Origin of the sequence: Lachnoclostridium phytofermentans (genome assembly GCF_000733755.1) — a bacterium.
Taxonomy (GTDB): domain Bacteria; phylum Bacillota; class Clostridia; order Lachnospirales; family Lachnospiraceae; genus Lachnoclostridium; species Lachnoclostridium phytofermentans_A.
On record NZ_JPOF01000003.1, the window covers coordinates 1,416,551 to 1,441,680 of the forward strand.

Sequence of the window (25,130 nt, forward strand, 5' to 3'; positions counted from 1 at the left end):
TAACCCTCAAGATTAGAATGGAGTATACAATGAATTTATTAACCATGGAAAATATCAGCAAAAGCTATACCGAACGTATGCTATTTGATAAAGTAAGCCTTGGAATTCATGAAAATGATAGAATTGGCGTGATTGGAATTAATGGAACCGGTAAATCAACGCTCTTAAAATTAATTGCAGGAATAGAAGAACCAGATGAAGGTACCATAACCAAAGGAAAACAGGTAAGAATCGACTATCTGCCTCAAACCCCGCAATTTGATGAATCAATTACAATTCTAGAAAATGTAATTGAAGGAAAGACAGCTAGAGAAGAATATCGAAACCTTGCTGGAGAAGCAAAAGCAATGCTCTTTAAGCTTGGCATTGAAGACTGTGACCAAAAAACTACCTATCTTTCAGGTGGACAAAAGAAACGAATTGCTCTCGTTCGTACCTTATTAACCGAGGCAGACATCTTAGTACTCGATGAGCCTACCAACCATTTGGATAGTTCCATGACTGAATGGCTTGAAGAATACTTAAGTAAATTTCGTGGGGCTTTTATTATGATCACTCACGATCGTTATTTCCTTGACCGTGTTACCAATCGAATCGTGGAACTGGATAAAAGTAAGCTGTATTCTTACACTGCTAACTACTCAAAATTCTTGGAGTTAAAAGCAGAACGTGAGGAAATGGAGCTTGCTACAGAAAGAAAGAATAAGAGTCTTTACCGTGTAGAACTTGAATGGATGATGCGTGGTGCAAGAGCCCGTTCTACGAAGCAAAAAGCGCATATATCACGCTTCGAAGAATTACGAGATCGTAAGAAAATTGAAGTAGATCAGTCCGTAGAGATGTCTTCCATCTCTTCACGCCTTGGTAAGAAAACGATAGAATTAGATAATATTTGTAAAAGTTACGAAGATCGTACCTTAATTAACGATTTCTCCTATATCTTTCTTCCTGGCGATTATATCGGAATTGTGGGACCTAATGGTTGTGGTAAATCTACATTGCTTCGAATTCTTACGCAGACTATAGAACCAGATAGTGGCTCTGTGATCATGGGAACAACGGTAAAAATCGGCTATTTTTCTCAGGAAAATGAATATATGGATGAAAATCAAAAGGTTCTTGATTACATCCGAGCAACCGCAGACTATATTCAAACCACAGATGGAACCATCACTGCCTCCCAGATGTGTGAAAAATTTCTCTTTACTGGTTCCATGCAGCATCAGGTCATTTCCAAGTTAAGTGGTGGGGAGAAACGTCGTCTCTATCTGCTAAAGATATTAATGGATGCGCCAAACGTTCTTGTACTAGATGAGCCTACCAACGATTTAGACATTAAAACTTTAACCATTCTGGAAGATTACCTCTCTAGCTTTCAAGGTATAGTTATCACGGTATCCCATGACCGCTACTTTCTTGATAAAATTGCAACCCGTATCTTTGCTTTTGAAGAAAATGGATCAATTCGTCAGTATGAAGGTAATTTCTCAGATTATAAAGATGCGCTGGAACTTTATCCACAATCCCAAGGAGATAATGGGACCTCTATCAACAATACCAGTAATTCTTCCAATTCTTCTGTGGACAATACAAATACCAAAGCATCACGAACTACAGAAAAGAAGCTAAAATTCAGCTACAATGAACAAAGGGAATTTGATACCATTGATGCTGACATAGAAGAGCTCGAACAAAAAATTTATGATCTTGATAACGCCATTGCAGCTTCCGCTTCTGAGTACACAAAATTAGATGCTCTCATGAAAGAAAAAGAAGACCTAGAGTTTCAGTTAGAAGAGAAGATGGAACGCTATCTTTATCTTCAAGATTTGGCTGATAAGATTAATGAGCAAAATAGCAAAGGATAAATCGTATCTGTTCAACGGTTCGCGGACTTTTGACATATTAAATCGATGAGACTGTAAACTTTTAACTTTGATAAGCATAATAATCCAAGGAACGTACTAAGCATTTCCTTGGATTATTCTTTGTCATAAAATCAACCGCATTAAAAGATTAAACTAACCTTCAGATATCCGTTTCATTTTCATGTGGTAATGATTACTGTTCCGGTTAGGAATTTATTTTTACCTATTTATCCTATTACATTACGATATAAAAAATCAACTTCTGCTCAATATGAAAACCAAACTCTTTATACAGGTGAAATGCAGCTTCGCTTCTTGTACTAACCTGAAGTATTACGTCTTTTAACGGACTATATAGCCTTTGCAGAAGCATATCTAACATCTGTCTACCATAGCCCTTACCCTGTTCGGTTTTTCTTATTGAAATATCAAAGATGGTATCTGATTTCGTGCCTATATAAGCTCCGCATGTACCAATTCTCTTATTACCACTTTTCACAACATATAAGTTACAATCACAATCCTCGAAACATTCTTCTATATGTTGATTCGCAACTTCATCGTCCATCAAAAAAATGTCTTTTAAGGATTCAAGATAAAACTGAACCTCTTCATTCTGCGTTTTATTAAATTGTTCCATATGGAATAAAGTTTTATCCTTTTCCTCATCGCTACAACACGACTTAGCTTTTCTTTCTTCTGTAATAGCCTTAGTATTAATTGTCCCTCGCTCTAAAGCTTTCGCAACATTATTGCTACTTTCTCTCGAAAGACGCATAAAGCACTCCATATAATGAGGATAACTAGTCAGAAACGAAACTTCCTCTTCACCTATTACCGACAGATGCTTTATTTCTTCGTATTCTTTCTTAATACTTTCAATCAGATAATCTGCATATGCTTTCTCATTCTCACGAATATAAAATCTTCCTTCTGCAACAAGCTCCCCGTCACTATCCTCTTCTACACATTGTAATGCAAAAAATCCTACCACCATTTGCCCTTCCCCCTCATAAAGAAGGGCAAACGGTGGCAGGCCAAATTCTTCATATACTTGTGAACCAGCTATCATAGCTTCTCTTATTCTATCTTCACTGTCTAAGGTTAGTAGGTGATCTATCTGTTGCTTATGGCGATTTAATAGACGGCATAAGAATTTTACTTTCACGAATAACCTCCATTCTTATTATTTCGTTTTTGCATCAATAATATCTGCTAATTTTGCAAACTGCTCTAACGTAAGAGCTTCTCCACGAATCGTAGCCACAACGCCAAGTTCTTCAATTGCTTCGCTTATCATTTCTTTTGGAAGTGATATCTCCGGTGAGTTATTTAAGCCATTTGCCAATGTCTTTCTTCTTTGGTTAAAGGAAGCACGGATTAATCGAAACAGTAATTTCTCATTTTTTACCTTAATTGGTTGGTCTTGGTGAAGTGTTAAACGAATTACAGCAGAACCTACATTAGGACGGGGCATAAAGCAATTAGGAGGCACATTGGCAACAATATAAGGATCGGCATAATACTGAACTGCTAAAGATAAGGCTCCATAATCCTTACTTCCAGGCCCCGATTGCATACGGTCTGCAACCTCCTTTTGTACCATTACTGTTATATTATCAATTGGAACATGCGCTTCAAATAAGCCCATAATAATTGGCGTTGTGATATAGTAAGGTAAATTTGCAACCACCTTGATTGGCTTACCACCGTTCTTTTCTTTTACAATCTGATTAATATCAACTTTTAAGATATCCTCATTAATAATCGTTACATTGTCGTAGGCAGATAGCGTATCCTGCTCTAAAATTGGAATCAGGTTCTTATCAATCTCTACTGCTACAACCTCTCGCGCATTTTCACATAAATATTGTGTCATCGTACCAATACCAGGTCCAATTTCAAGCACCAGATCATCCTCTGTAATCTCGGCGGAACGAATAATTTTCTCCAGTACATGAGTATCAATTAAGAAATTCTGTCCAAACTTTTTTTGGAATATGAAACGATACTTATTAAGTATTTCGATTGTCTGTTTTGGATCTCCCAAATATGCCATTCATTCTCCTCTTTCTATGTCTTTCTTGCTTCCATACTGCTAAAATAGATACAAGCTTGCATGTAAGCTACTGCTGTATAAACTTTAAACTTCTAAAGCTTACCGAAGTCTATTGCTATAACTGATATACTTTCCTTGCATTTTCCGTTGTTTGTCTAATTACTTCTTCGGTACTTATATTCTTAAGAAGGGCAATTTCCTCTACCACGTGCTGTAGGTAGCCTGAATAATTTCGTTTTCCACGATAAGGAACGGGTGCTAGATAAGGGCAATCTGTTTCTAGTACAAGGCTCGTTAACGGAGCCTTCTGAACAACTTCCTTTAACTTTCTACCGTTTTTAAACGTAACGACTCCACCAATGCCAAGGTAAAATCCTTGCTTTAGATAATAATCTGCTATTTCCGTTCCGTAGGAAAAGCAGTGTATAATTCCTGTTAACGTATGATTCTGCTCTTTTGCAAAGGAAACTGCTTCCTTCATCATATCAAGTGTATCAGCAGCTGCATCTCTACTGTGAATAATTACAGGAAGTTTTTCTTTGATTGCTAAGTGTAATTGTTTCCTAAACCAGTATTTTTGTATTTCTCTGTCCGTAGCATCCCAGTAATAGTCTAGACCAATTTCTCCGATTGCAACCACTTTCTCTTCTTTTGCCATCTCACAAAGAGCTTGAAAATTTTCTTCATTTAATTCTTTTGTCTGATCAGGATGTACTCCGACAGCCGCATAGACAGTATCAAACTTCTTTGCTAGCGCTATGGAGGATTGTGAACTTTCTAAATTCGCTCCAATATTAACAACGTTTCCAATTCCCTCGTTCTTTAAATTATGGAGTATCTCTTCTCTATCTAAATCAAATGCTTCATCATCATAATGAGCATGCGTATCAAATATCATGTTTTCCTCTTTTCTATTATGCTTTTACGCATACTAACTATTGTGCCTCAGATTAATACAGGCACAGTACTTTTTCTTCTAACATTACAGTGATTCGTTATTTATTTTAAGAACCTTTTTATTAGAAGCCGCTTTGCATCTTCTAATAATCTATATTTTGTATTATAGAATGCCTATAATTATAAGGGCATATCCATTATTTGTCCATGAATATTTGAGGATATTGCTCTTTCGTTGGTAGCCAATTACTGAATGCACTTGCACTTCCCGTTTGTACCGATAGCTCAAATGCTTTCTGATAACTCCCTGTTTTTAAGTACCCTGCAAGAAATCCTGCCAACATGGAATCCCCTGCACCTACTGTGTTTTTTACCTCTCCCTTTGTTGCTTCCATTTGATAAGCTTCTTTTTGTTCTGTTACAAGAATTGCACCTTTTTCACCAAGAGACACCAATACATTTCTTGCCCCAAGTTCCTGTAGCTTTTCTGCGTAATAAATTACTTCTTCGCTCTTTGTTATATCTACCGAAAACAGTTCCTTAAGCTCTTCTTCATTTGGCTTTATTAAAAATGGATGAAACGGTAACACCTTTCGTAGCAGATCACCTTCAGCATCCACTATTGTTTTCACACCTTTTGATGCTAAACTTTCTAAAATTTTCTCATAGGTATCACTATTTAAAGTCGGTGGAATACTCCCTGCAAGTACTAGGAAATCATCTTTTTTAAGATTTGAAATTAAACTCATCATCTCCTCGATATATTCTTTTGCTATCACAGGCCCACTCGCATTAAGATCTGTTTCCTCGTTATCACGAATTTTAACATTGATTCGTGACATTCCCTCCTTGGTATAAATAAACTTAGTTTCACATCCTTTATCCGTTAACAATCTCTCAATCTCTCTGCCAGTAAAGCCAGCTAGAAATCCCATTGCTATATTCTTAATTCCAAACTCTGATAAAACAAAGGATACATTGATTCCTTTGCCACCAGGGTATAGTTCTTCCCGTTTGGTACGTTGAATTTTCCCCTTCGTTAGATGTTCCACATGAAGTATGTAATCAAGTGCTGGATTCCATGTCACTGTATAAATCATATTTACCCCCATTTGCGTGCGATAGCACGCATACTAATTATGACGTTATAATTTATTAATCAAACTGACCTCTATTATCCCTCTTAGATACCCCTTATAACATAGCAACTTTGTACATTATCAGAAGTTACTTAACATCACATATATAAGTTAGCTTAACATATATAAACTAACTTAGCAAAAATGACGTTTTCTGGAATTTGATTGCGTGATCTATTCTTTTTTGGTCTTCCTCACTAAACAGACTTGTTAGTTGTTTTATTTCAGACTCGAGAATCATCGGAAAACTAAAATAATAGCCACTCTCAATAGGAATACGAAGCACCCTACCATGGGTAACATCTCCAACGGATATTGTATTTAATCCCTCATGATAAATCGCCTTTAAGTCTCTATTAGAATTTAAGCACTCCAATTTCTGATTCATCTGTAGTAATAACTCTTGCACCTGTTTCATATCCTTTTCCTTTCCATCCGTATTATTTAATCGTTAGCAAAAGAGTTTCAAACTTATCAGTAAGATTTATCGGTAAACCTACTTGCCTTCTTGTTGATTTATTCTTCGAAACTCTGTTGGAGATATCCCTACAATATTCTTAAATAATCTCAAAAAGGTTGCCCTGCTAGTGATCCCTACTTCTTCCGCTATAATACTGATGGAATCTTCACTATCTAGCAATAATTTTTTAGCAATAGCGATACGATATTGTGCAATGTAATCACTTAAATTTACATTGGTATATGTCTTAAATATACGTGATAAATAATGAGATGAAATTCCAAAATAATCTGCGATTTCAGTCAGCCCAATATTCATTTTATAGTTTTTATGAATATAAATAATAATGTCATCCATTCTTTCTTTCAGGTTGTTAGTTTTTGACTTATAAAAATTGCATAAATTATTTGCTGCCTTACTTACTAGTTCAACATAGTTATCGAGACGCTCTGTAGCACTGCTGATTCCAAAGGTAAAATAATCCTCTTCTATCTCAGTTACTTTATAAAAATCTAATTTTTCTTCATTTACTAATTTATATATTCTACGATATACAGCATACCAAAAATGCTTCTGTTCCTGAACAAGTACTTTTCTCTGATTAAGTTCTTCTTTCCAGTCATTTAATTTCTTATTTAATATTTCGTCATTTCCAGACTTAATAATATTATCTATATTCGATAATTTATCCTTATCATAATTGGCATTATACGAAATTTGCCCCTTTTTGTAAGCAAAAAACTGAAACTTTTTATCATTCTCATATAAACTCGCCATTGTCTCTGCAATAAAATAACTTTTTTGAATTTCACGGATGCTTCTCGTTTTTGCACCGACACCTACTTTTATTTTACAATAAGTATAATCATGCTGGAAAATCCGTTCCAACCCTTGGATTGCATCATAAATCTTTTTATCTGTAATCTCTTCATCTCCTATTACAACAATATAACTTAAGTAATTTCTTGCAATTACATAGCCGTTTATCTTTTTTCGCAAAATATCTTCCAATAAATAGGAAACTGTGTCTTCAAATAAAAACTTTTGCCTGTTATCAAAATCCAACATTGGATTATCTCCCATCGGCTCAGGTAATATCTCTACCGCTACACAACAAATATCTTTTCCAAAGAAGGTTAACGATTTTAACAATTTAGTCTGCTCTGATTCTGATATTGGATATCTATTGTTAAACACAATCCTTTCCAGATTTGTTTTATAATAACTTCCTAATACCCTGTTTAAATTTTTTTGAGTACTTGTCCAGTTATTTCGTAAGCTTTGGACCTCACTCGTCATATCTTTAAATTCACTTCCATATCCATAGCACTTACTTTCTTCCATTATAATTTTTCTTAGATTAAGTATTGGATTATATAATTTAAGACTCATCACAACAATGAGAAAGCATAGCACTATAGCAAATAAAGTAAATAAAATGGTTAAATATCGGTATTTCTGTGAAATTTCCTGTTGTAAATTCTCAAAATCCAAGACACAATACACATTCATTTTATAGGACATCTTAGCTTGTAAAACAACACCATCCCCAGTTTTTTTAAATTCTTCTGACAAATAATAGGACAAATCTTTCGCATTACCATCGCTCTGATAGATAACATTATCATTACAGGTTATCCAAAAGTCTTGATAGCTTTCGCTATATTCCAATAAAATATTACCTATCGCAGAAAGTTCAATATCTTGAACTAGTACCATCCCATTCCAAAGTCTAGTAATAACCATTGGCAATACATAGGTGGTTTTATTTCCCCTCTTGAGATCTGACGGTGCCAGCAATGACATTGTTTCAGACTTCGTCCTAGTAGCGATTAAAGATTGCGTATCTGACGATAAATATCTATGATTTTCACTAAAAATATTCTTATCATAAATGCCACTTTCCGAGTATACCTTTTGATCATCAATAAAGAGATATGCATGTGATACGCTCTCTTCCCTTATCGTTAAATTTGCAAGCATATGTATTACATTAGGTAAGGCTAATCGATTTTCTATAGTCAGATTATCGTATTGCTTAACATTCGCACTTACCAAATCATCCTGTAATAAAATAATTCCGCTCTCATAGATATCCTGTAGAATATTATTGATTTCGTTTGTATTTCTAATGAATTTTTCATTGCATTGCTCAATAGCATCTTCCTTTGTAATTCTATTTAATTTAATAAAGAAAATTTGAATTAAAATTAAAAATCCAGCAAACAATACCCCAAAACTTAGTAATAGCTTCACTAAAAAACTCTTATCCATAAGTTTATTTTTTATCTCTATCATTCGTCTTCGCATAATACTCCCCCTTTACTCTTTTGCTGGATTTATATTATGTATTATCACCTATTTACAAAACACTTGAAGGGGCTGCTACAAAATAAATAAATTTTACTTGTAACAGTCCCTCTTATAGTATAATTCTAATAATTTGTTATTTCAATCTGGAATAAGCGGTATTATAAATTTCCTCTACTTCCGCTACTCCCATGCCTTTTAATTCTTCGACAAAGGATCCCCATTCTTCCATGGATCGTTGTCCTGTAATAAATTTATTAATTTCCTGATCGAAAACGGTATTCAAATTAGTTTCAAGAGTCGTTAAGCGCTCCGTCTCTTCGTTGGTGAAACTTGGGAAACTTTGTGTGTGAACTAAAATACCTTCCTCTTTTAATTTTTGGATACGGTCTGCCTGTGTCATATTTACAGGAGCAATACCTGTGACTTTTTCTTGATATTTAAACATATCCATATAAGTATTTTCGTTAACAAATCTTGCAATATACCAGGTACCTAAACCATAATTTGCACGAAGTGTAGCATAATCCCCTATTGCACTGATAGAATCTAATAATTTAGGTGTACCCTCTACCATTTCATAAGTTTCCCCTTCTACACCGTAATTCGTTAGTAAAGCACCCTCCTCAGTATATAGCCAGTTGAAGAACTTCACTAAGTCTTCTGCTCTTTCAACTTTTGAATTAATTACCGTAAATTGATCCCAGTCCTTAGAGAAAGTTACCTGTCTAGCTTTCGTATTACCACCATAGGTCAATGGATCTAACATATCAAAATATGCCTCAGGATACAGCTCTTGAATCGCATTATTATACGAATTAGTAAATGTTGTATTGTCGATTACTACAGCTAAAGTACCACTTGTAAGATACGAAGTTACCATAGTACGGTCCATAATATTATAATCAGGATGCAATAATCCATCTTTATAAGCATTCGCTAAATATTGTACGGCATTTTTAAATTCATCTTTTGCAGGACCATAAATATAACGGTCTTGGTCTGGTTCATAATAAACAGGAAATCCGTTCTGTGTTGCTCCATATCCACCAGCGCCCATGGAATATGCAATATTTCCAAGTAAATATGTGATACCATTTCTAGTTGAGAAAACATAGTTATTTGGATCATTCTCTTTCATAATTAGCATTGCATCATATAGTTCTTCCCAACTAGTTGGAGTTTTTATGTTGTATTTCTCTAATAAATCGGTACGAATAACAGGAAGCGGAGCAATACCTACGCGGTAATCTTCTAGTATTTGGAATCCATAAATATCCCCATTATATTTATAAGTTGCAGTATTATTCGCACGATCTTCGCCCTCAATCAAAGCAATATAATCTGGCATACTTTTTTCGTAATCCGATAAATTCAATAGCATTCCTGAACCTGCGACAGATTCAATTACATTACTGTCCACATCGACTACATCTGGAAGTGAATTCGTAGCAGTCATGGTCGACAACTTTGTTTCATAGTCGCTATCAGGGACAGCCATGATATGAATATCTACATTCATATTCTCACGTAGCCAGTTTAAGGTTAAGATGTCATCCTTAAGAGGAATATCACTTTCTGCTAGCATCCAGGTAAATGATAATGTGTCTTCAAAGTAGAGACTACTCTTTTTTTCACCTTCCGGATTGTTTTGCTCCTTGTCTGAAACACCTTTCGTTGGAGTAATGGATGGATTATCATTCGTTGGCTCTTTCTTCCCAGAACACGCAACACACTGCATAACCATCAACATTGTCAACATGATTGCCCCAAGTCTTTTCATTTTCTTCATATAATTATCCTCCTTTTCATTGGTAGTGCCATAGTATGACACTCCTTATTTAAAATCTTTACTGAAAGATTTTATTTCCTTAAAACTCCTATCCCTTTACAGCTCCAACCATTACACCTTTATTAAAATATTTTTGAATAAATGGATAAACACACAGAATAGGTAAAATGGATACAAATATAACTGCATATTTAATATTCATTGTGGATATATTCATTGCAGCTATGTCACCGCTCATTGATGACATCTCATTACTTATTACAATGTTGCGTAGGATTAGCTGTAAAGGATACAGTTTTTTTTCATCCAGATAAAGCAGCGGGCTTAAATAGCTATTCCATATACCAACTGCATAAAATAATGTTACTGATGCAAGAACTGGTTTTGATAACGGCAACATGATTTTGAAAAAAATTCTTAATTCACTTGCACCATCCATTTTTGCAGACTCTAGCATCTCCTCTGGTACATTTTGAAAAAAGGTTCGTATCATAATCATATAATAAACATTGATTGCACTTGGAAGTAAAATACTAAATACGGTGTTTCTTAAATGAAGAGCATCAACCACAAGGAATTTCGGTATCATTCCTACATCAAAGAGCATTGTAAATACAATAAAAAATGTTAGAAACTTTTTTCCAAATAAATTTTTTCTAGACAAAGGATATGCACACAAGGCTGACATAAACAAACATATTGAAGTTCCAGCCACTGTATAAAATACCGTATTAAAATAAGATCTTCCTAAACTCTCATTATTTAGTATCGTTTTATAGGAATTCCAGTTTACGTTAATCGGAAACCATTTTACTTCTCCACGCACAACATTCGCTGAACCACTAATGGAAACAATAAACATATAATAGATGGGATACAAAATGATTAGCACAAACAAAAGTAATAAGAATAAATTTATAAATCCAAAAATCTTATCTCCTGATATGCGTCTATTTCTTTTTTGCTTCACTATGTACATCCACACACCTCCTACCATAAACTTGCTGTTTCTGCTTTTTGAGCCGCCTTATTTGCAAGTATAATTGTTGTCAATCCTATAATTGCCTGAAATAAATTTACTGCAGTACCATAACTAAAATCTGCGGATATAATACCTCTGCGGTATACATAGGTTGATATTACATCTGCGGTTTCCATCGTAGCACCATTATATAAAAGCATAATCTTCTCATACCCAACCGATAATATTTCTCCAAGCGCCAACAATAGCTGTATCGATATAACAGAAGCTATTCCTGGTAAACTAATGTGAATTATCTGTTTCAATCGGGATGCACCATCAACTACAGCTGCCTCATATAACTGCACATCAACACTAGATAACGCTGCCAAATAAATAATTGAGGACCAGCCTGCCTTTTGCCAAATCTCAGACAGCACATAAATAGGTCGGAACCATTCTGGTTTATTTAAAAATGATATCTTTTCCATACCAAAGGCGGATAAAATCTGATTGATTAATCCGTCTAAGGAACATACATTTACAATAAGTCCACAAATGACTACAACGGAGAAGAAGTACGGTAAATAACTAATTGTTTGTACTACCTTCTTAAGTTTCTTTTGACGCACCTCATTTATCATTAGTGCTAAGATAATAGGAACAGGAAAATAAAACAGCAGACACCACACATTCATTAGAACTGTATTTTTTATGAGTGTTAAAAAGTAAGGATCTTGTAAAAAAGTTTTAAACCATTTGAGTCCTACCCATTCACTTTTAAGAACTCCCTTAATTGGATCATAGTCTTCAAATGCAACTACCATCCAAAACATTGCTCCGTATTTAAATATAATAAAGTACAAGATTGGTAAGAATAGTAGTAAATAAAGTTCTTTACTTTTCTTAAAGCTTTTCATTCTTTTTATATGATGTAATTCATCATGCCTCTGATATGTCTTCACCTTTTTGTCCCCCTTCTTTTCTTTTATCACACCAGTATTTACTCAGGAGTTTAACCTACAGATAGAATTGAGTTATCTTTGCAAATACTGATTGTTTATTTAATTATAACAAGAGATACCCTTTTTACAATTTTCAATATGTGCACTATGCATCATTTGTCCACTTTTGCGATGTATCAAAAATTTACGATAGCTCAATATTCCCTAATGGATTGACTTAGAATAAAAGATTAGAGTAGATTGAATTATAAGTTAAAAACTATTCGGGATATCCCAGAAAGGACAAAAAAATGTCAAATAAGTCTTTAATCTTGAATGCAGATGATTTTGGTATGTGCCACTCTTATAATGTGGCTATTTTTCATCTATTGGAAGAAAACAAAATATCTTCCAGTACACTTATGCCAGTAACTCCAGGATGCGAGGAAGCAATCTGTTGGTGCCAGAAGAAAAAAATTCACTGTGTTGGACTACATACTACCTTTACAAGTGAATGGAAGAATTTTCGCTGGAGAAGTTTAACTCACCTATCCTCGCTGGAGGATGCTGATGGTTTTCTTTATTCTGACATTGAAAGTTTTCTAGAGCACGCAACAACAGAGGATATAAAGAAAGAGCTAGAAGCACAATTTTCATTTTTTGAGAAAACTGGTATTTACTTTTCTCATGTAGATAATCATATGGGAAGCATATATCCTTACCCAAATTCAGATATTCCTGGATTTCTATCTGAGGTGTTTAAGCTATGTAACAAATATGGTAAGCTGCCATTTCGCATGTATCAAAACGCATTGTATGAAGACACTGTGATAACACCGGCGTCCTCAGTCGAATCAACTATCAATACGGCAATGCAGCTGCAAATACCTCTCATTGATAATTTATATTCTTATCCTTTTGCTCCAAAGGAGAATGAGACTTATACTTCTTTTAAACAAGAAATTTTAAATCTAATTTATAAAATACCAGCTGGTATCAATGAACTATATTTTCATCCTTCCGTAGAATCCGACGAAGTAAAAAAAATATGCTCCACATGGCAAAGGCGTGTTTGGGAACTGCAGTTACTATTTGACGAGGATTTTACTTATGCATTAAAGGATGCCAATATTCAACTAATTTCTTATTCCGATATAAAGTAGACCTTTGATCAAGGCTATTTAAGATAACAGTCGCAGTATGGAGGCGAAATATGAGCTATAAAATAGGAATAGATGGTGGTGGAACGAAAACAGAATATGCACTCTTTTCAGACTCTAGTAAGCCTCTTTTCAATCTGATTGGATGCAAAAGCAACCATGAGGTACTAGATGATGGAATTCCAGAAGCTGCAAAAATTCTTCATCAAGGAATATCAAAGCTACTTTCCATAGCAAATCTTACCCTGCAAGATATAGAAAAAGTATCGATGGGTCTTGCAGGTATGGACCACCCAAGCCAGATAAAAGAAATGAAGCAGCAACTTTTAAAATACAAGATACACTCACCAATCATATGCAATGATGGCTTTTTAATTATAAAAGCAGGGAGTCCCACAGGTTATGGTATCGGATATAATGCAGGGACAGGCACCTGCTGTAATGCAATCGATGATAAAGGGAATATGATGCAACTAGGTGGATTCTCAGAGTTTTCCGGTGACGTTGGAAATGCGAATTGGAATGCTACTAGAACTTTTCGAGCAGTGTATGATGATGTTGTTTTACATATTGAAAAATCAATGCTGACAGAGGAATATTATAAAACGTTTGCTCTCTCTAATACAGAAGAGTTTGTTGCATCGGTTGAGTACTTGCAAACAGATCATGAAAATAACAATATCCCTATTCTCAATCAGATTCTTTTTGATTGTATACAAAAAGGAGATGCGGCTGCCTTGCGTATACTAACTGAGATTACAGATCGTGCTTCTGATTTTATCGCTTGTCTTGCTCTTAAAATGACAGAATTAAAAGAACCAATCCCAGTTATACTTTCAGGTTCTGTCCATCAAAAACAAAATTGTTCTTATTATATGGACATGCTAAAAGAAAAATCGGTGCTAAAATGTGGCAAGCAATTAAGCTTTCATATTCTCGATTGTCCTCCCGTGACAGGTGCTTATTATCTTTAGCACACGTAATTCTCGAAAGGATAAGAACTCGAATTGTTATTCATCAATGTATTAAGTTCACAAATTATATCAACTGATAGGAGGAGTAAGATGAAAGAAATTAATGTAACGATTATTGGGTCTGGCAGTACATATACTCCAGAACTAATGGATGGTTTCTTAAAACGAAAGGACTCATTAACTCTTAAAAGAGTTACTTTTATGGATATTGATGAGAGAAAAAGAACTATCGTTGGCAATCTCTGTACTCGCATTTTGAGAAATGATGGTTGCGACTGCGAAATTGTTCATACAGACTCGCTAAAAGAAGCTATTACTGGAGCTGATTTTGTACTTACACAATTTCGTGTCGGTAAACTTCCTGCCCGTTATCTTGATGAAAATATTCCAATCAAATACAATCTTATTGGTCAGGAAACAACTGGAATTGGTGGATTTTTTAAAGCATTACGCACCATACCGGTAATGCAAGAAATTGCTTCTGCAATTGAAGCCTATTCACCGAATGCTTGGCTAATTAATTTTACCAACCCTTCTGGTATCATTACCGAATACCTTGCAAACTACACCCGTGTAAAACAGGTAGGTTTATGTAATGTTCCAATTAGTATGTATGATGATATTTATGAATCAGTTGGTAAGGATGTGAAGATTATGTACCTTGGACTTAACCACCTAAGCTGGGTTACTTCCGTCAAACGTGGTAGCACGGAGTTAATTCATAATCTTATTGCAAACGGTCTTACAACGAAAGTTATGGCAAACATTCATGATGATAAAATTCCTATGGAATGTCTGGCCGATATTAAGGCTTTACCCTCCTCCTATCTTCAATATTACTATAATAAGAATGCAAAACTGAACCAACAAAAAATTGAAAAAAAATGTCGCGCTCAAGTATGCATGGAAATTGAAGAAAAATTACTTGAACTATATCAAGACAAAAACTTAGTAACGAAACCTGCATTATTAGATAAGAGAGGTGGTCATAAGTATTCTTATGTTGCAGTATCTTTGATTGATGCAATTGCAAATGATAAAAAAGAGGTTCATGTTGTTAATTGTAAAAATAACAATGCCCTTTCCTTTATGTCGCAAGATGATGTTGTAGAAATAGAGGCAATCGTCGACGCTGATGGCATACACCCGATTCCAATAGAAAATTTTGATAATCCACATATTATTACACTCATGCAGGTAATAAAGCAATACGAAAAATTAACCGTAAAAGCTGCTTTAACTGGTGATGAATCTCTTGCAAGAAATGCTTTACTTCTTCATCCACTAGTTGGTGATTTTTATGCTGTATCTGAATGTTTTGAAGAAATGAAATGCGCCCATAGTAGTTATTTGACTCAGTTTTATCCTCATTAAATAGATGATTGGAAGTAATAAGTCTTTATCAATCACTTTTTTCTCTGCTTATTTGCTATTTGCTCTAATTTATCTGTGAAATTACACCTAAGAGTACAAGGAGGATTTATGAAAACTATCGCTCATGAATTAATAATACCAGAAGACCTAATCAATCGTAATTGCCATGCCAGCCATTGTCTCCCTTTATCTGACGGCAGTGTATTTGCTGTTTGGTTTGAAGGTACGAAAGAAGGAAATGATGATGTATGTATTTGGGGTGCAAAGCGTTCTGTCGATGGAACATGGTCTCAAAAGAAGCAATTAACAGAAGACAATCACCTGCCGCACTGGAATCCGGTTCTTTTGCAATCGACAAAAGACACAATTACTTTATATTATAAACAAGGGAAGCCAATCAGTAACTGGTATACAATGTATATGACATCGATTGATAACGGTAACTCTTGGTCGAAACCAAAAGAACTAGTCCCAGGAGATATCGGAGGTCGTGGTCCAGTTCGTAACAAAGCCATTGTTTTGTCCAATGGCTGGATACTCGCTCCTTCCTCCAGCGAAAGCTCCATTTGGTCAATGTTTTCTGATCTTTCAAAAGACAATGGAATTACATGGACCACCAGTAATAAAGTAAACATCTTTCATGATAGTGAAGTACCCCTTACCTGGTATGATAAACTACTGGATAATTCCTTAATACGAAAAAAACGAGGAGTCATACAACCTACTTTTTGGGAAAGTACTCCGGGTCATGTACACGCATTATTAAGAAGTAGTGAAGGAAAAATTTACTATGCCGAATCATTGAATTATGGTCAATCTTGGAATAGACCTCAAAAAACAATACTGCCGAATAATAATAGCGGTATTGATGCTGTTAAAACTCCAAATGGACATCTCTATTTAATCTATAACCCGGTAGATAAAAATTGGGGGAAGCGTTATCCTATATCACTAGCTATTTCAAAAGATAACGGTTCTACATGGAATAAAATAATGGATTTAGAAAGTGGTAGTGGTAAGGATGAATTGTCTTATCCCTGTATACAATTCCAAGATAACCGTTTATATATCACTTATACTCATAACCGCACCAATATCTCATTCTGGATATTAACGATTTAAGAACACCGTTGATTCTACACGTGGTATTTGCAGCTTTTATAAAGTGCATCCAATACATTACATGCTTTATTTCTGTATCATAAGCGGATTATCACACAAAATATGTCCCTGTTTCAATGATACAATAAAATGAGATGTGAGGCTGGAAAAAGCCTCACAGAAATAGAGCAAACTATGATGGACACGTACCAGTTGAGCAACAATACGAAAATATATACAGAAAATTATGAGTGTATTCTCAAAAACATGATAAACGAGATGAGCTCCGTTGTGCTTACAGACAGCATTTCAGGAAGCTTTATCACCCAGATGATCCCCCATCACAGAGCAGGCATCGTAATGAGAATCTTGATACGTTGGCAAATGTTTTAGCTTCTATGGGGGGCATTCCGCAAACACCTAATTTTTAAAAATGGAAGGAGACATATCGTATGGAGGAAACTAATTTTCCAGGTGGCGTTTGGCCAGTAATGTTAGCCCCCTTTAATAAAAACGATGAGCTAGATTATGGAGCACTTGAAGAATTAATTGAGTGGTATATTTATAATGGAGCAGCCGGACTTTTTGCAGTATGCCAATCAACAGAAATGTTTCATATGAGTTTAGAAGAACGTGTAAATTATGCTAAATTTGTATACGAGAAAGCTTTAGGAAGAGTTCCAGTAATAGCTTCAGGACATATTTCTGATTCCTTTGATGATCAAATCAAAGAGATTAAAGCGATTGCTGCAACAGGAGTAGATGCCACTATACTTATCACCAATCGTTTAGCAAAGCAAGAAGAAAGTGATGAGGTATGGCTTACTAACTTAGAGCGATTATTAAAAGAAATACCAAAGGATATAAAGCTTGGTTTCTATGAATGCCCTTATCCCTATAAGAGAGTATTATCAAAAGAGCTGACAAAATATTGTGCTGATTCAGGTAGATTCTATTTCTTAAAAGATACTAGTTGTAACATAGAAAATATAAAATCAAAACTACAAGTATGCAAAGGTACTAATCTTAAACTATACAATGCAAACACAGCAACGCTTCTTGAATCTTTAAAATTGGGAGCTGTTGGATATAGTGGGGTAATGGCAAATATGCAATGCAGTCTTTATGCTAAGTTATGTAATAGTTATGTATCAAAAGAGGTGTTGAAGTTATCGGATGAACTTACAATTTGTGCATTGATTGAACGACAGCTATATCCTCCAAATGCAAAATATTATCTTCAATTAGAAGGATTGAATATTACTACGAATTGTCGTGTGAAAGATGAGAAAGAATTGACTGATACAAGTAAAAGTGAAGTTCAAATGTTAAGACGAATAACGGAACATATGAAAAAAGAGTATCTATAAAAGAACATTGTTTACATGCAGAGAAGGAATAGACCATAGTTAATCGTAATTACATACTCCTCCCTAAGTAAGCATATAACCTTACTTTCGCCTAAAATAAAAAATCCTGATCCTATCGACCTTAACGTCTTTAGGTAAGGATTTTTTATTTTTTTATTTTTCCTCTTGTATTTTTTCGATAAGTGTATATAATCAATATATACAATATATATATTATAGATATCAATCCATGTTTTGATTTTCGGAATATGGTGCAGATAACGCACCTTTATCAGATTAGATTAAGTTCTAATCGTATTATCGAATCAAAACTCATATTGAAGTAAGGAATACCATAGGAGAGGAAGCATGAATATAAACATTAGTAATTCAAGTGGTCAGCCAATCTATGATCAAATTACTTCCCAGATAAAAAATCTCATCATCACCGGTGAATTAAAAGAAGGGGACGCCCTTCCTTCGATGAGACTTTTAGCAAAGGAATTAAGGATTAGTGTCATCACTACAAAACGCGCGTATGAAGAACTAGAAAGAGAGGGCTTTATCGTCTCCATGACTGGCAAAGGAAGTTTTGTTGCCAGCAAAAATATTGAATTTATCAAAGAGGAACAATTACGAAGTATGGAAGAACATCTTCAACAAGCAGTAGAGGCAGCCACTCTTGCCGGTGTTACTCTTCCAGAAATCATTGATTTATTAACCTATCTTTATAAAGGAGAATAGCTATGGAATATGCGTTAGAACTAAACAATGTCACGAAAAAATATTCTGACTTTACACTAGACCATATCAACCTTAATCTTCCGACTGGCTCTATTTTAGGGTTTGTTGGAGAGAATGGTGCAGGGAAAAGTACAACCATAAAATTGATTTTAGATACGATGAAACGACAGGAAGGAAGCATTACCGTATTAGGCGAAGATAATCTTACTCTTTCTGCGAAAACAAAAGAAAATATTGGTGTTGTTTTTGATGACTGTTGTTTTCCGGAAGTTATGAACTTAAAAAATGTTAACCAAGCCATGAAGGGTATTTATAAACAATGGGATTCTTCTCTCTTTTACCAATATGCAAAAAAATTTCGATTACCTGAGTCCAAAAGCATTAAGGAATATTCGAGGGGAATGCGCATGAAATTATCCATTGCCTGTGCTTTATCTCATCATGCAAAACTATTAATTCTTGATGAAGCTACCAGTGGATTAGATCCTGTAGTTCGAGATGAAATATTAGATGTTTTCTTAGAATTTATCCAGGATGAATCAAATTCTATCTTTATCTCTTCTCATATTATTAGCGATTTAGAGAAGATTTGTGATTATATCTGCCTGATCCATGATGGTCATATCTTATTTTCAGAACCAAAAGATGACTTATTAGAAACCTATGGAATCTTAAAATGTTCCGACTCTGACTTTACTCATGTACCAAAGGATGCTGTGATTGGGTATCGTAAAAATCAATTTGGCATTGAAGCTTTAGTTAAGAAACGTCTCGTGAGTAATCAATTTATCATAGATCCGGCTACTATTGAAGACATTATGCTTTTCTACATTAAAGGAAAACATTAATTCTCCTTGAAAACGAAAGCCTATACTGTTTCAGAAAATAGTATCGTTAGAATAAGTCGTTGACATACCAAAATAGAGGTTCTATAAGCCTCTTTGAATATACGCGTCTTAGCACGCAGATGGGAGTTTATATGATTGGATTAATTAAAAAAGACCTTTTTACATTAAAAAAGCAAATAATGTTCATCATCTCTTTCCTTGCATTCTACGGAATATTATGTTTTGCAGAACCAAATAATTACAGCATGTTTGCTTATATGATAACACTATTTAGTATCTTTATCCCGATGACTGCTCTTGGTTATGATGACCGTTCGGAGTGGAATAAATACGCAATTACAATGCCTATTACAAGAAAACAGTTAGTGTACAGTAAGTACCTTTTAAGCATTCTAGGAATTTGTCTATCTGGAGTTATGTGTATTATTCTCTCTCTACTTCTTCATAAGGCTATTACCACTGAGAGTCTTATTATCATTGCTAGTTCCTTATCTATTGGTACACTTTTTATGTCAATCAACATTCCTATTAACTTTAAGTTTGGCGTTGAGAAAAGCAGATTTATTATTCTTGGACTTTTTGGACTTCCAACCGTGTTGCTTGTCATTCTTAGTAAGGCAAACATTCCTCTTCCTAGTGAAGATTTTTTTATAAAGCTATTACGTTTTCTACCATTTCTAGCAGTCGCTGTATTAATTATATCTCTCTTAGTAAGCGTAGCTATTGTAGAAAAGAAGGAATATTAGAACATATTGTAAATAATTACAGAAAACGAATATTCACAAACTTTTCCTTGTCATTACAAAAAGGCGGATCATTGGAATATCCTTAAGTATATACCTGGATTTTCCAATAATCCGTTTTTCTTTTATCAAGTACTATGTTACGTAAGAAACATACCTGCAATCCTTCATCTGGTCATTTCCCTTTTCTTCCATCTGGAATTATGGTAAAATATAAGGAATAAAGTTTTGAAGGGAGGCTACTATGAATAAATTACACGGTGGAATATCTGCTTCCGAGGGAATAACTATAGGACAAGCATATGTTGTTATAAGAAAATCATTTCCCATACCAAACTATCTCCTATCAGAGAATCAAATTTCCTCTGAATATCAAAGATACTTAACGGCGGTAGAAGTAGTATCAAATGAATTACTAACTTTGCATGACAGTACCTCTATTCTTGCTGCTCAGGCAGAGCTTGTCCGTGATGAATCAATCATGGAGCATGTTAAACTTGCAATAAACCAAAAAAGAAAAAATGTAGAACTTGCCGTCTATGAAAGCTATCAGGATTATCTCACTCTCTTTGAACAATCGGACGATCCTTATCTAAAAGAGCGTGCAACTGATATTATAGAAGTCAGAGACCTCCTTCTCTTACATTTACAAGGAGCTTCAGAAAAGCTCTTTCACAATTTAATAAAACCATCTATTATCATAGCAGAGGACTTATCCCCCTCGGACATATTAGCGATTCCTTCTAATATGATCAAGGGACTTATCCTAGGACAAGGAAGTAGTAATAGCCATATTGCTTTGATAGCCAAAAGCTTAGAAATTCCTGCAATCGTAGCAGCAAAAGAGCTCCTCCCACAAATAATCAATGGAGAAGAGCTTATTTTAGATGCCTATGAGGCAGTTATTATACTGAAACCTACTTCAGATCAAATAGAGGAATATCAGTCTAAATTAAAGGAATTTTTAACATTAAAACAAGAAGAAGCTAAACTCACCTTATTACCAGTAGTCACGTTAAGTCAAAAACCTATTAAATTATCAGGAAATGCAATGAATTTAGAAGAAGTCGCAAGGTTTCAGAAAATTGGATGTGAGAATATTGGCTTATTCCGCAGCGAGTTTCTCTATCTAAATCGCAGTAACTTACCTTCCGAGCAGGAACAATATCAAGCTTATAAGGAGCTTTTATTACTTGCTGATGGCGAAGTTACAATACGTACCTTAGATATCGGAGGAGATAAAACTCTTCCTTACTATCCACTGGGAGCAGAAAACAATCCATTTTTAGGGTATCGAGGAATCCGAATCTACTTAGATCGTGAAGAACTGTGGAAACCTCAATTACGCGCCTTATTAAAAGCCAGTATTCATGGCAATTTAAGAATTCTCTTTCCAATGATAACAGAGGTGTCTGAGCTCATTCAAATGCAACAATTACTGACAATATGTAAGGAAGAACTAGGTCAAGAGGGAATCTCCTTCCGAACTAACATACCAATTGGGATTATGATAGAAACTCCGGCCGCCATATTAGATGCCGCCGTTTTAGCAAAGCACTGTGACTTTTTTAGCATCGGAACCAACGATTTGACACAGTATCTTTTTGCTATTGATAGAACTAATCCTATGGTTAGTAACCGTTATGAGCTCTTACCGAATGCTTTACTATCTGCCTTAACCATGACTTTAAGAGCAGCAAAAGAAAATCATATCCCAGTAAGTATCTGTGGTGAACTTGCAGGAAATGTTGCTGCCATAGATACACTCTTAACTCTTGGATTTGATGAATTTAGTGTTGCTATTACTCGGTATAATCCGATCAAGCGTTGTATTCGAAATTACCCATGATAAAATTAAACTTTACTAAGACGGATCTTTCTTAAATACCTAGAACTAACCCTGATGACTTTCCTATAACAAGGCAACCCCAATTTGTTACTTCATAATTTCATGAATCCCATGAACAAAGTACTGATGATAACTCCAGCTATCGTTGCTACTAGGGCTCCCGCTAATGTATACCTTGTTTTTTTCACACCAGCAGTCATATAATACACCGCCATTGTATAAAAGATTGTTTCCGTGCAGCTCATAATAATACTACTTAATCTACCAATATAAGAATCTGGACCGAACTCTTTGAATAAGTCCAATAATAAACTTGTTGCTGCAGAAGAAGAAAACATTTTAATAATTACTAGTGGAACGATCTCAGATGGAAACTGAAATATGGAAGTGATCCCTTCAAGAGAATTAGAAATCAGTAACAACACACCAGACGCCCTTAAAATTCCAATAGCAACCATTAATCCAATCAGTGTTGGCATAATACCAAGCACCACTTGAAATCCTTCTTTCGCCCCTTTTATAAAATCATCATATACCGGTCTTTTCATAAGAATCCCCATACCGATGATATAAAAGAATAGTAGTGGTATTATATAATCCGATAAGTAGACTACAAACTTCATGGTGCTTCTCCTCCATCTCTATTTTACGTTTCATAAATTTATGAGCATGATAAGGTAAAAACTTCTGATTTGTTTTCACAGATTTTAATTACGATTTCTTGGACAATTTTCTTGCAATAATAGAAAAAGCAACCCCAACTAACGTAGAACAAAGAGTAACAAGTATACTGACACCTAAGATGTCCGATGGATTAGCCGCACCATACTGACTACGGTATGCGATTATATTAACGGGAATCAGCTGAAGAGAAGATATATTAATAATAAGAAAGGTACACATATCACAGCTTGCAATCTTTGAGTTTTTATTTAGGGTAGCTAATTCTTTCATTGCTTTTAGACCTACTGGTGTGGCCGCCCATCCAAGGCCTAAGATGTTGGCAATCATATTCGATGCTATGTATTCATTTACAATATGTTCCTTCGGTATATCTGGAAATAACACTTTCAGTAATGGCCTAAGTTTCCTTGTTAATTGATCCATAAGCCCAATACCCCTAGCTACCTCCATAAGGCCCATCCATAGAGACATCACTCCAAGCATGGTAATACATAGAGTCACAGCCTCCTTAGCGGACGATATGGTAGTTGTACTGATATCACCCATCTTTCCTGTAAATGCACCATATACAATGCCAATAATAATCATGAATGCCCATAGATAATTTATCATCGTACAAAACCAATCGTTTTTTTAATCATATGAGATAATCCATGAATCTATTCTTCTTACTAATTGGTATTATTCCGTATCTGATTCCCTAATATTAGGATAACTTTATTAGTACTCATGCTATTTACAAGTGTTAAGATACCTGTTATTATTACTATCACAATTAATAAAATAACTTTGATATTACACGATATAAATTTTAATTATATCTTCTCTAATTTTCGGATAACAAGAAGTAAATCACTGTTAATTTTTTCATAGCTCGTTCTATTATACTGAAAACGCTTACAATCAAGATTAAAAATAACTAATTCATCAAAATAATTTATATAGCTACTTATTTTCAGAAAATTCGCCATATTTTTACAATTTCTCTTTTTAACAAGTAAATTACAGGTTGAAAACGCTAATTTTGACGAAACTATACCCTTATATTACATTTTGTGAACATGTATCTTAAAAAAATGCTAGAATGTAACATTTTTTTGAATTGACTTAGCCTGTATTTATATGATAATTTATAGTAAGTAATTCAAAATAATTACAGAATTTGACATTTTATATGTTTGTTTGACATTGAAAGGAGTACTATAATGAAAAGTACAGGTATCGTTAGAAAGCTTGACGAGTTAGGCCGTATCACTCTACCTATCGAATTAAGAAGAACACTTGGTGTTAGCGAAAGAGATCCATTAGAAATCTTCGTAGATGAAGGAAAGATTATTCTTCAAAAATATGAGCCAGCAGATATCTTCAGTGGAAGTAAAGATGATTTAGTAGATTATTGCGGTAAGAAAGTTGCTAAGAGCTCTATTATGGAACTTGCAAAACTTGCAGGCATTATTGAATAATTCATTTTTAATTTGGTATAACCTAACGTAGGGAAAGAGTTCTACATAATACAGTATTAAAATACTGTTCTTGACTCTGAAAAATTGTTTGATAGAAGTAGTTCTTCTTCTATCTTTACTGGTAAATTAACCAAGTGAATTGTTGTTTCTAGTGTGATTTAACATCATACAAACATAGATACAAACATCTACTTTGGCGGTCAAAAAAGTATAGAAAATCTTGCTTATTATAAAGGCATATTTTCTATACTTTTTTGATATCTATTATTCACTTTGTCACGCCGAATCCGTAGGGAGAATGCGCATTCCTTGGAGAGTTTTTAATAGATAGGAAAATGCGTCACAATTTCCTATCTATTAAAAAAGTTTACTTACCAATACTAATGATTAATTCGATTTATACGTTTTATT

The 25,130-nt window shown here is 34.5% G+C and carries 22 protein-coding genes; 11 read left to right on the top strand and 11 right to left on the bottom strand.

What is annotated here, in order from left to right; genetic code table 11:
- The first annotated feature begins 29 nt into the window (after positions 1-29).
- The gene (locus CC92_RS0111525; protein ID WP_029502734.1) at positions 30-1,868 is read left to right on the top strand and encodes an ABC-F family ATP-binding cassette domain-containing protein; all 1,839 of its coding nucleotides are present in this window, start codon (positions 30-32) and stop codon (positions 1,866-1,868) included.
- Positions 1,869-2,103: 235 nt separating this feature from the next.
- Here CC92_RS0111525 and CC92_RS0111530 read toward each other — a convergent pair whose 3' ends face one another.
- The 9 genes from CC92_RS0111530 to CC92_RS0111570 all read right to left on the bottom strand — a co-directional run bounded on the left by CC92_RS0111530 (position 2,104) and on the right by CC92_RS0111570 (position 12,451).
- Positions 2,104-3,036: a GNAT family N-acetyltransferase gene (locus CC92_RS0111530; protein WP_029502733.1), complete on the bottom strand. Its 933-nt coding sequence runs from the start codon at positions 3,034-3,036 to the stop codon at positions 2,104-2,106.
- An 18-nt stretch (positions 3,037-3,054) separates the two neighbouring features.
- On the bottom strand, positions 3,055-3,927 hold the full coding sequence (rsmA, locus tag CC92_RS0111535) for a 16S rRNA (adenine(1518)-N(6)/adenine(1519)-N(6))-dimethyltransferase RsmA (protein ID WP_029502732.1): 873 nt from the start codon (positions 3,925-3,927) through the stop codon (positions 3,055-3,057).
- Positions 3,928-4,042: 115 nt separating this feature from the next.
- The gene (locus CC92_RS0111540; protein WP_029502731.1) at positions 4,043-4,825 is read right to left on the bottom strand and encodes a TatD family hydrolase; all 783 of its coding nucleotides are present in this window, start codon (positions 4,823-4,825) and stop codon (positions 4,043-4,045) included.
- Between the two features lie 196 nt (positions 4,826-5,021).
- Positions 5,022-5,924 carry a 1-phosphofructokinase gene (pfkB, locus tag CC92_RS0111545; protein ID WP_029502730.1) on the bottom strand — a complete coding sequence of 301 codons (903 nt, stop codon included), beginning with the start codon at positions 5,922-5,924 and terminating at the stop codon, positions 5,022-5,024.
- A gap of 169 nt (positions 5,925-6,093) precedes the next feature.
- Positions 6,094-6,381, bottom strand: a complete 288-nt coding sequence (locus CC92_RS0111550) for a hypothetical protein (RefSeq protein WP_029502729.1) — start codon at positions 6,379-6,381, stop codon at positions 6,094-6,096.
- A gap of 78 nt (positions 6,382-6,459) precedes the next feature.
- Positions 6,460-8,733, bottom strand: a complete 2,274-nt coding sequence (locus CC92_RS0111555) for a helix-turn-helix domain-containing protein (RefSeq protein ID WP_029502728.1) — start codon at positions 8,731-8,733, stop codon at positions 6,460-6,462.
- Positions 8,734-8,869: 136 nt separating this feature from the next.
- Positions 8,870-10,525: an extracellular solute-binding protein gene (locus tag CC92_RS0111560; RefSeq protein ID WP_029502727.1), complete on the bottom strand. Its 1,656-nt coding sequence runs from the start codon at positions 10,523-10,525 to the stop codon at positions 8,870-8,872.
- Between the two features lie 88 nt (positions 10,526-10,613).
- A complete protein-coding gene (locus tag CC92_RS0111565) occupies positions 10,614-11,504 on the bottom strand; it encodes a carbohydrate ABC transporter permease (RefSeq protein ID WP_029502726.1) in 891 nt (296 codons plus the stop codon).
- A gap of 11 nt (positions 11,505-11,515) precedes the next feature.
- Positions 11,516-12,451 (bottom strand): ABC transporter permease, encoded by a 936-nt coding sequence (locus CC92_RS0111570; RefSeq protein ID WP_242841339.1) that lies wholly within the window; start codon positions 12,449-12,451, stop codon positions 11,516-11,518.
- Between the two features lie 290 nt (positions 12,452-12,741).
- Here CC92_RS0111570 and CC92_RS0111575 point away from each other — a divergent pair, with 290 nt between their 5' ends.
- The 9 genes from CC92_RS0111575 to ptsP all read left to right on the top strand — a co-directional run bounded on the left by CC92_RS0111575 (position 12,742) and on the right by ptsP (position 22,572).
- Positions 12,742-13,593, top strand: a complete 852-nt coding sequence (locus tag CC92_RS0111575) for a polysaccharide deacetylase family protein (protein WP_029502724.1) — start codon at positions 12,742-12,744, stop codon at positions 13,591-13,593.
- 50 nt (positions 13,594-13,643) lie between these two features.
- A complete protein-coding gene (locus CC92_RS0111580) occupies positions 13,644-14,564 on the top strand; it encodes an N-acetylglucosamine kinase (protein ID WP_029502723.1) in 921 nt (306 codons plus the stop codon).
- Positions 14,565-14,654: 90 nt separating this feature from the next.
- A complete protein-coding gene (locus CC92_RS0111585; protein ID WP_029502722.1) occupies positions 14,655-15,938 on the top strand; it encodes a glycoside hydrolase family 4 in 1,284 nt (427 codons plus the stop codon).
- Positions 15,939-16,046: 108 nt separating this feature from the next.
- Complete coding sequence (locus tag CC92_RS0111590; protein WP_034218395.1) at positions 16,047-17,060, top strand: sialidase family protein; 1,014 nt, start codon at positions 16,047-16,049, stop codon at positions 17,058-17,060.
- Positions 17,061-17,491: 431 nt separating this feature from the next.
- Positions 17,492-18,409 (top strand): dihydrodipicolinate synthase family protein, encoded by a 918-nt coding sequence (locus CC92_RS0111595; RefSeq protein WP_029502720.1) that lies wholly within the window; start codon positions 17,492-17,494, stop codon positions 18,407-18,409.
- Between the two features lie 348 nt (positions 18,410-18,757).
- Positions 18,758-19,132: a GntR family transcriptional regulator gene (locus CC92_RS0111600; RefSeq protein WP_029502719.1), complete on the top strand. Its 375-nt coding sequence runs from the start codon at positions 18,758-18,760 to the stop codon at positions 19,130-19,132.
- Between the two features lie 2 nt (positions 19,133-19,134).
- Positions 19,135-19,980, top strand: a complete 846-nt coding sequence (locus CC92_RS0111605; protein ID WP_029502718.1) for an ABC transporter ATP-binding protein — start codon at positions 19,135-19,137, stop codon at positions 19,978-19,980.
- A 131-nt stretch (positions 19,981-20,111) separates the two neighbouring features.
- Positions 20,112-20,726 (top strand): ABC-2 transporter permease, encoded by a 615-nt coding sequence (locus CC92_RS0111610; protein WP_029502717.1) that lies wholly within the window; start codon positions 20,112-20,114, stop codon positions 20,724-20,726.
- A gap of 241 nt (positions 20,727-20,967) precedes the next feature.
- Positions 20,968-22,572, top strand: coding sequence for a phosphoenolpyruvate--protein phosphotransferase (ptsP, locus tag CC92_RS0111615; RefSeq protein WP_051650691.1), 1,605 nt, complete (start codon positions 20,968-20,970; stop codon positions 22,570-22,572).
- A 92-nt stretch (positions 22,573-22,664) separates the two neighbouring features.
- On the opposite strand, the gene CC92_RS0111620 is transcribed toward ptsP, so the two are convergent.
- Both CC92_RS0111620 and CC92_RS0111625 read right to left on the bottom strand, forming a co-directional pair.
- Positions 22,665-23,195 (bottom strand): spore maturation protein, encoded by a 531-nt coding sequence (locus tag CC92_RS0111620; RefSeq protein ID WP_029502715.1) that lies wholly within the window; start codon positions 23,193-23,195, stop codon positions 22,665-22,667.
- 88 nt (positions 23,196-23,283) lie between these two features.
- The gene (locus CC92_RS0111625; RefSeq protein WP_029502714.1) at positions 23,284-23,868 is read right to left on the bottom strand and encodes a nucleoside recognition protein; all 585 of its coding nucleotides are present in this window, start codon (positions 23,866-23,868) and stop codon (positions 23,284-23,286) included.
- Positions 23,869-24,461: 593 nt separating this feature from the next.
- Between CC92_RS0111625 and CC92_RS0111635 the strand changes: the two genes are divergently transcribed.
- Complete coding sequence (locus CC92_RS0111635) at positions 24,462-24,719, top strand: AbrB/MazE/SpoVT family DNA-binding domain-containing protein (RefSeq protein ID WP_012201903.1); 258 nt, start codon at positions 24,462-24,464, stop codon at positions 24,717-24,719.
- Positions 24,720-25,130: the final 411 nt, after the last annotated feature.

What these genes read in the sequence shown, in the direction of transcription:
- CC92_RS0111585 (WP_029502722.1), top strand. Translation starts at nt 14,655, where the DNA reads ATGAAAGAAATTAATGTAACGATTATTGGGTCTGGCAGTACATATACT.
- rsmA (WP_029502732.1), bottom strand. Translation starts at nt 3,927, where the DNA reads ATGGCATATTTGGGAGATCCAAAACAGACAATCGAAATACTTAATAAG.
- CC92_RS0111625 (WP_029502714.1), bottom strand. Translation starts at nt 23,868, where the DNA reads ATGATAAATTATCTATGGGCATTCATGATTATTATTGGCATTGTATAT.
- CC92_RS0111610 (WP_029502717.1), top strand. Translation starts at nt 20,112, where the DNA reads ATGATTGGATTAATTAAAAAAGACCTTTTTACATTAAAAAAGCAAATA.
- CC92_RS0111565 (WP_029502726.1), bottom strand. Translation starts at nt 11,504, where the DNA reads ATGTACATAGTGAAGCAAAAAAGAAATAGACGCATATCAGGAGATAAG.
- CC92_RS0111550 (WP_029502729.1), bottom strand. Translation starts at nt 6,381, where the DNA reads ATGAAACAGGTGCAAGAGTTATTACTACAGATGAATCAGAAATTGGAG.
- CC92_RS0111580 (WP_029502723.1), top strand. Translation starts at nt 13,644, where the DNA reads ATGAGCTATAAAATAGGAATAGATGGTGGTGGAACGAAAACAGAATAT.
- CC92_RS0111635 (WP_012201903.1), top strand. Translation starts at nt 24,462, where the DNA reads ATGAAAAGTACAGGTATCGTTAGAAAGCTTGACGAGTTAGGCCGTATC.
- CC92_RS0111590 (WP_034218395.1), top strand. Translation starts at nt 16,047, where the DNA reads ATGAAAACTATCGCTCATGAATTAATAATACCAGAAGACCTAATCAAT.
- CC92_RS0111620 (WP_029502715.1), bottom strand. Translation starts at nt 23,195, where the DNA reads ATGAAGTTTGTAGTCTACTTATCGGATTATATAATACCACTACTATTC.
- CC92_RS0111575 (WP_029502724.1), top strand. Translation starts at nt 12,742, where the DNA reads ATGTCAAATAAGTCTTTAATCTTGAATGCAGATGATTTTGGTATGTGC.
- CC92_RS0111525 (WP_029502734.1), top strand. Translation starts at nt 30, where the DNA reads ATGAATTTATTAACCATGGAAAATATCAGCAAAAGCTATACCGAACGT.
- pfkB (WP_029502730.1), bottom strand. Translation starts at nt 5,924, where the DNA reads ATGATTTATACAGTGACATGGAATCCAGCACTTGATTACATACTTCAT.
- CC92_RS0111555 (WP_029502728.1), bottom strand. Translation starts at nt 8,733, where the DNA reads ATGCGAAGACGAATGATAGAGATAAAAAATAAACTTATGGATAAGAGT.
- CC92_RS0111540 (WP_029502731.1), bottom strand. Translation starts at nt 4,825, where the DNA reads ATGATATTTGATACGCATGCTCATTATGATGATGAAGCATTTGATTTA.
- CC92_RS0111595 (WP_029502720.1), top strand. Translation starts at nt 17,492, where the DNA reads ATGGAGGAAACTAATTTTCCAGGTGGCGTTTGGCCAGTAATGTTAGCC.
- ptsP (WP_051650691.1), top strand. Translation starts at nt 20,968, where the DNA reads ATGAATAAATTACACGGTGGAATATCTGCTTCCGAGGGAATAACTATA.
- CC92_RS0111600 (WP_029502719.1), top strand. Translation starts at nt 18,758, where the DNA reads ATGAATATAAACATTAGTAATTCAAGTGGTCAGCCAATCTATGATCAA.
- CC92_RS0111605 (WP_029502718.1), top strand. Translation starts at nt 19,135, where the DNA reads ATGGAATATGCGTTAGAACTAAACAATGTCACGAAAAAATATTCTGAC.
- CC92_RS0111560 (WP_029502727.1), bottom strand. Translation starts at nt 10,525, where the DNA reads ATGAAGAAAATGAAAAGACTTGGGGCAATCATGTTGACAATGTTGATG.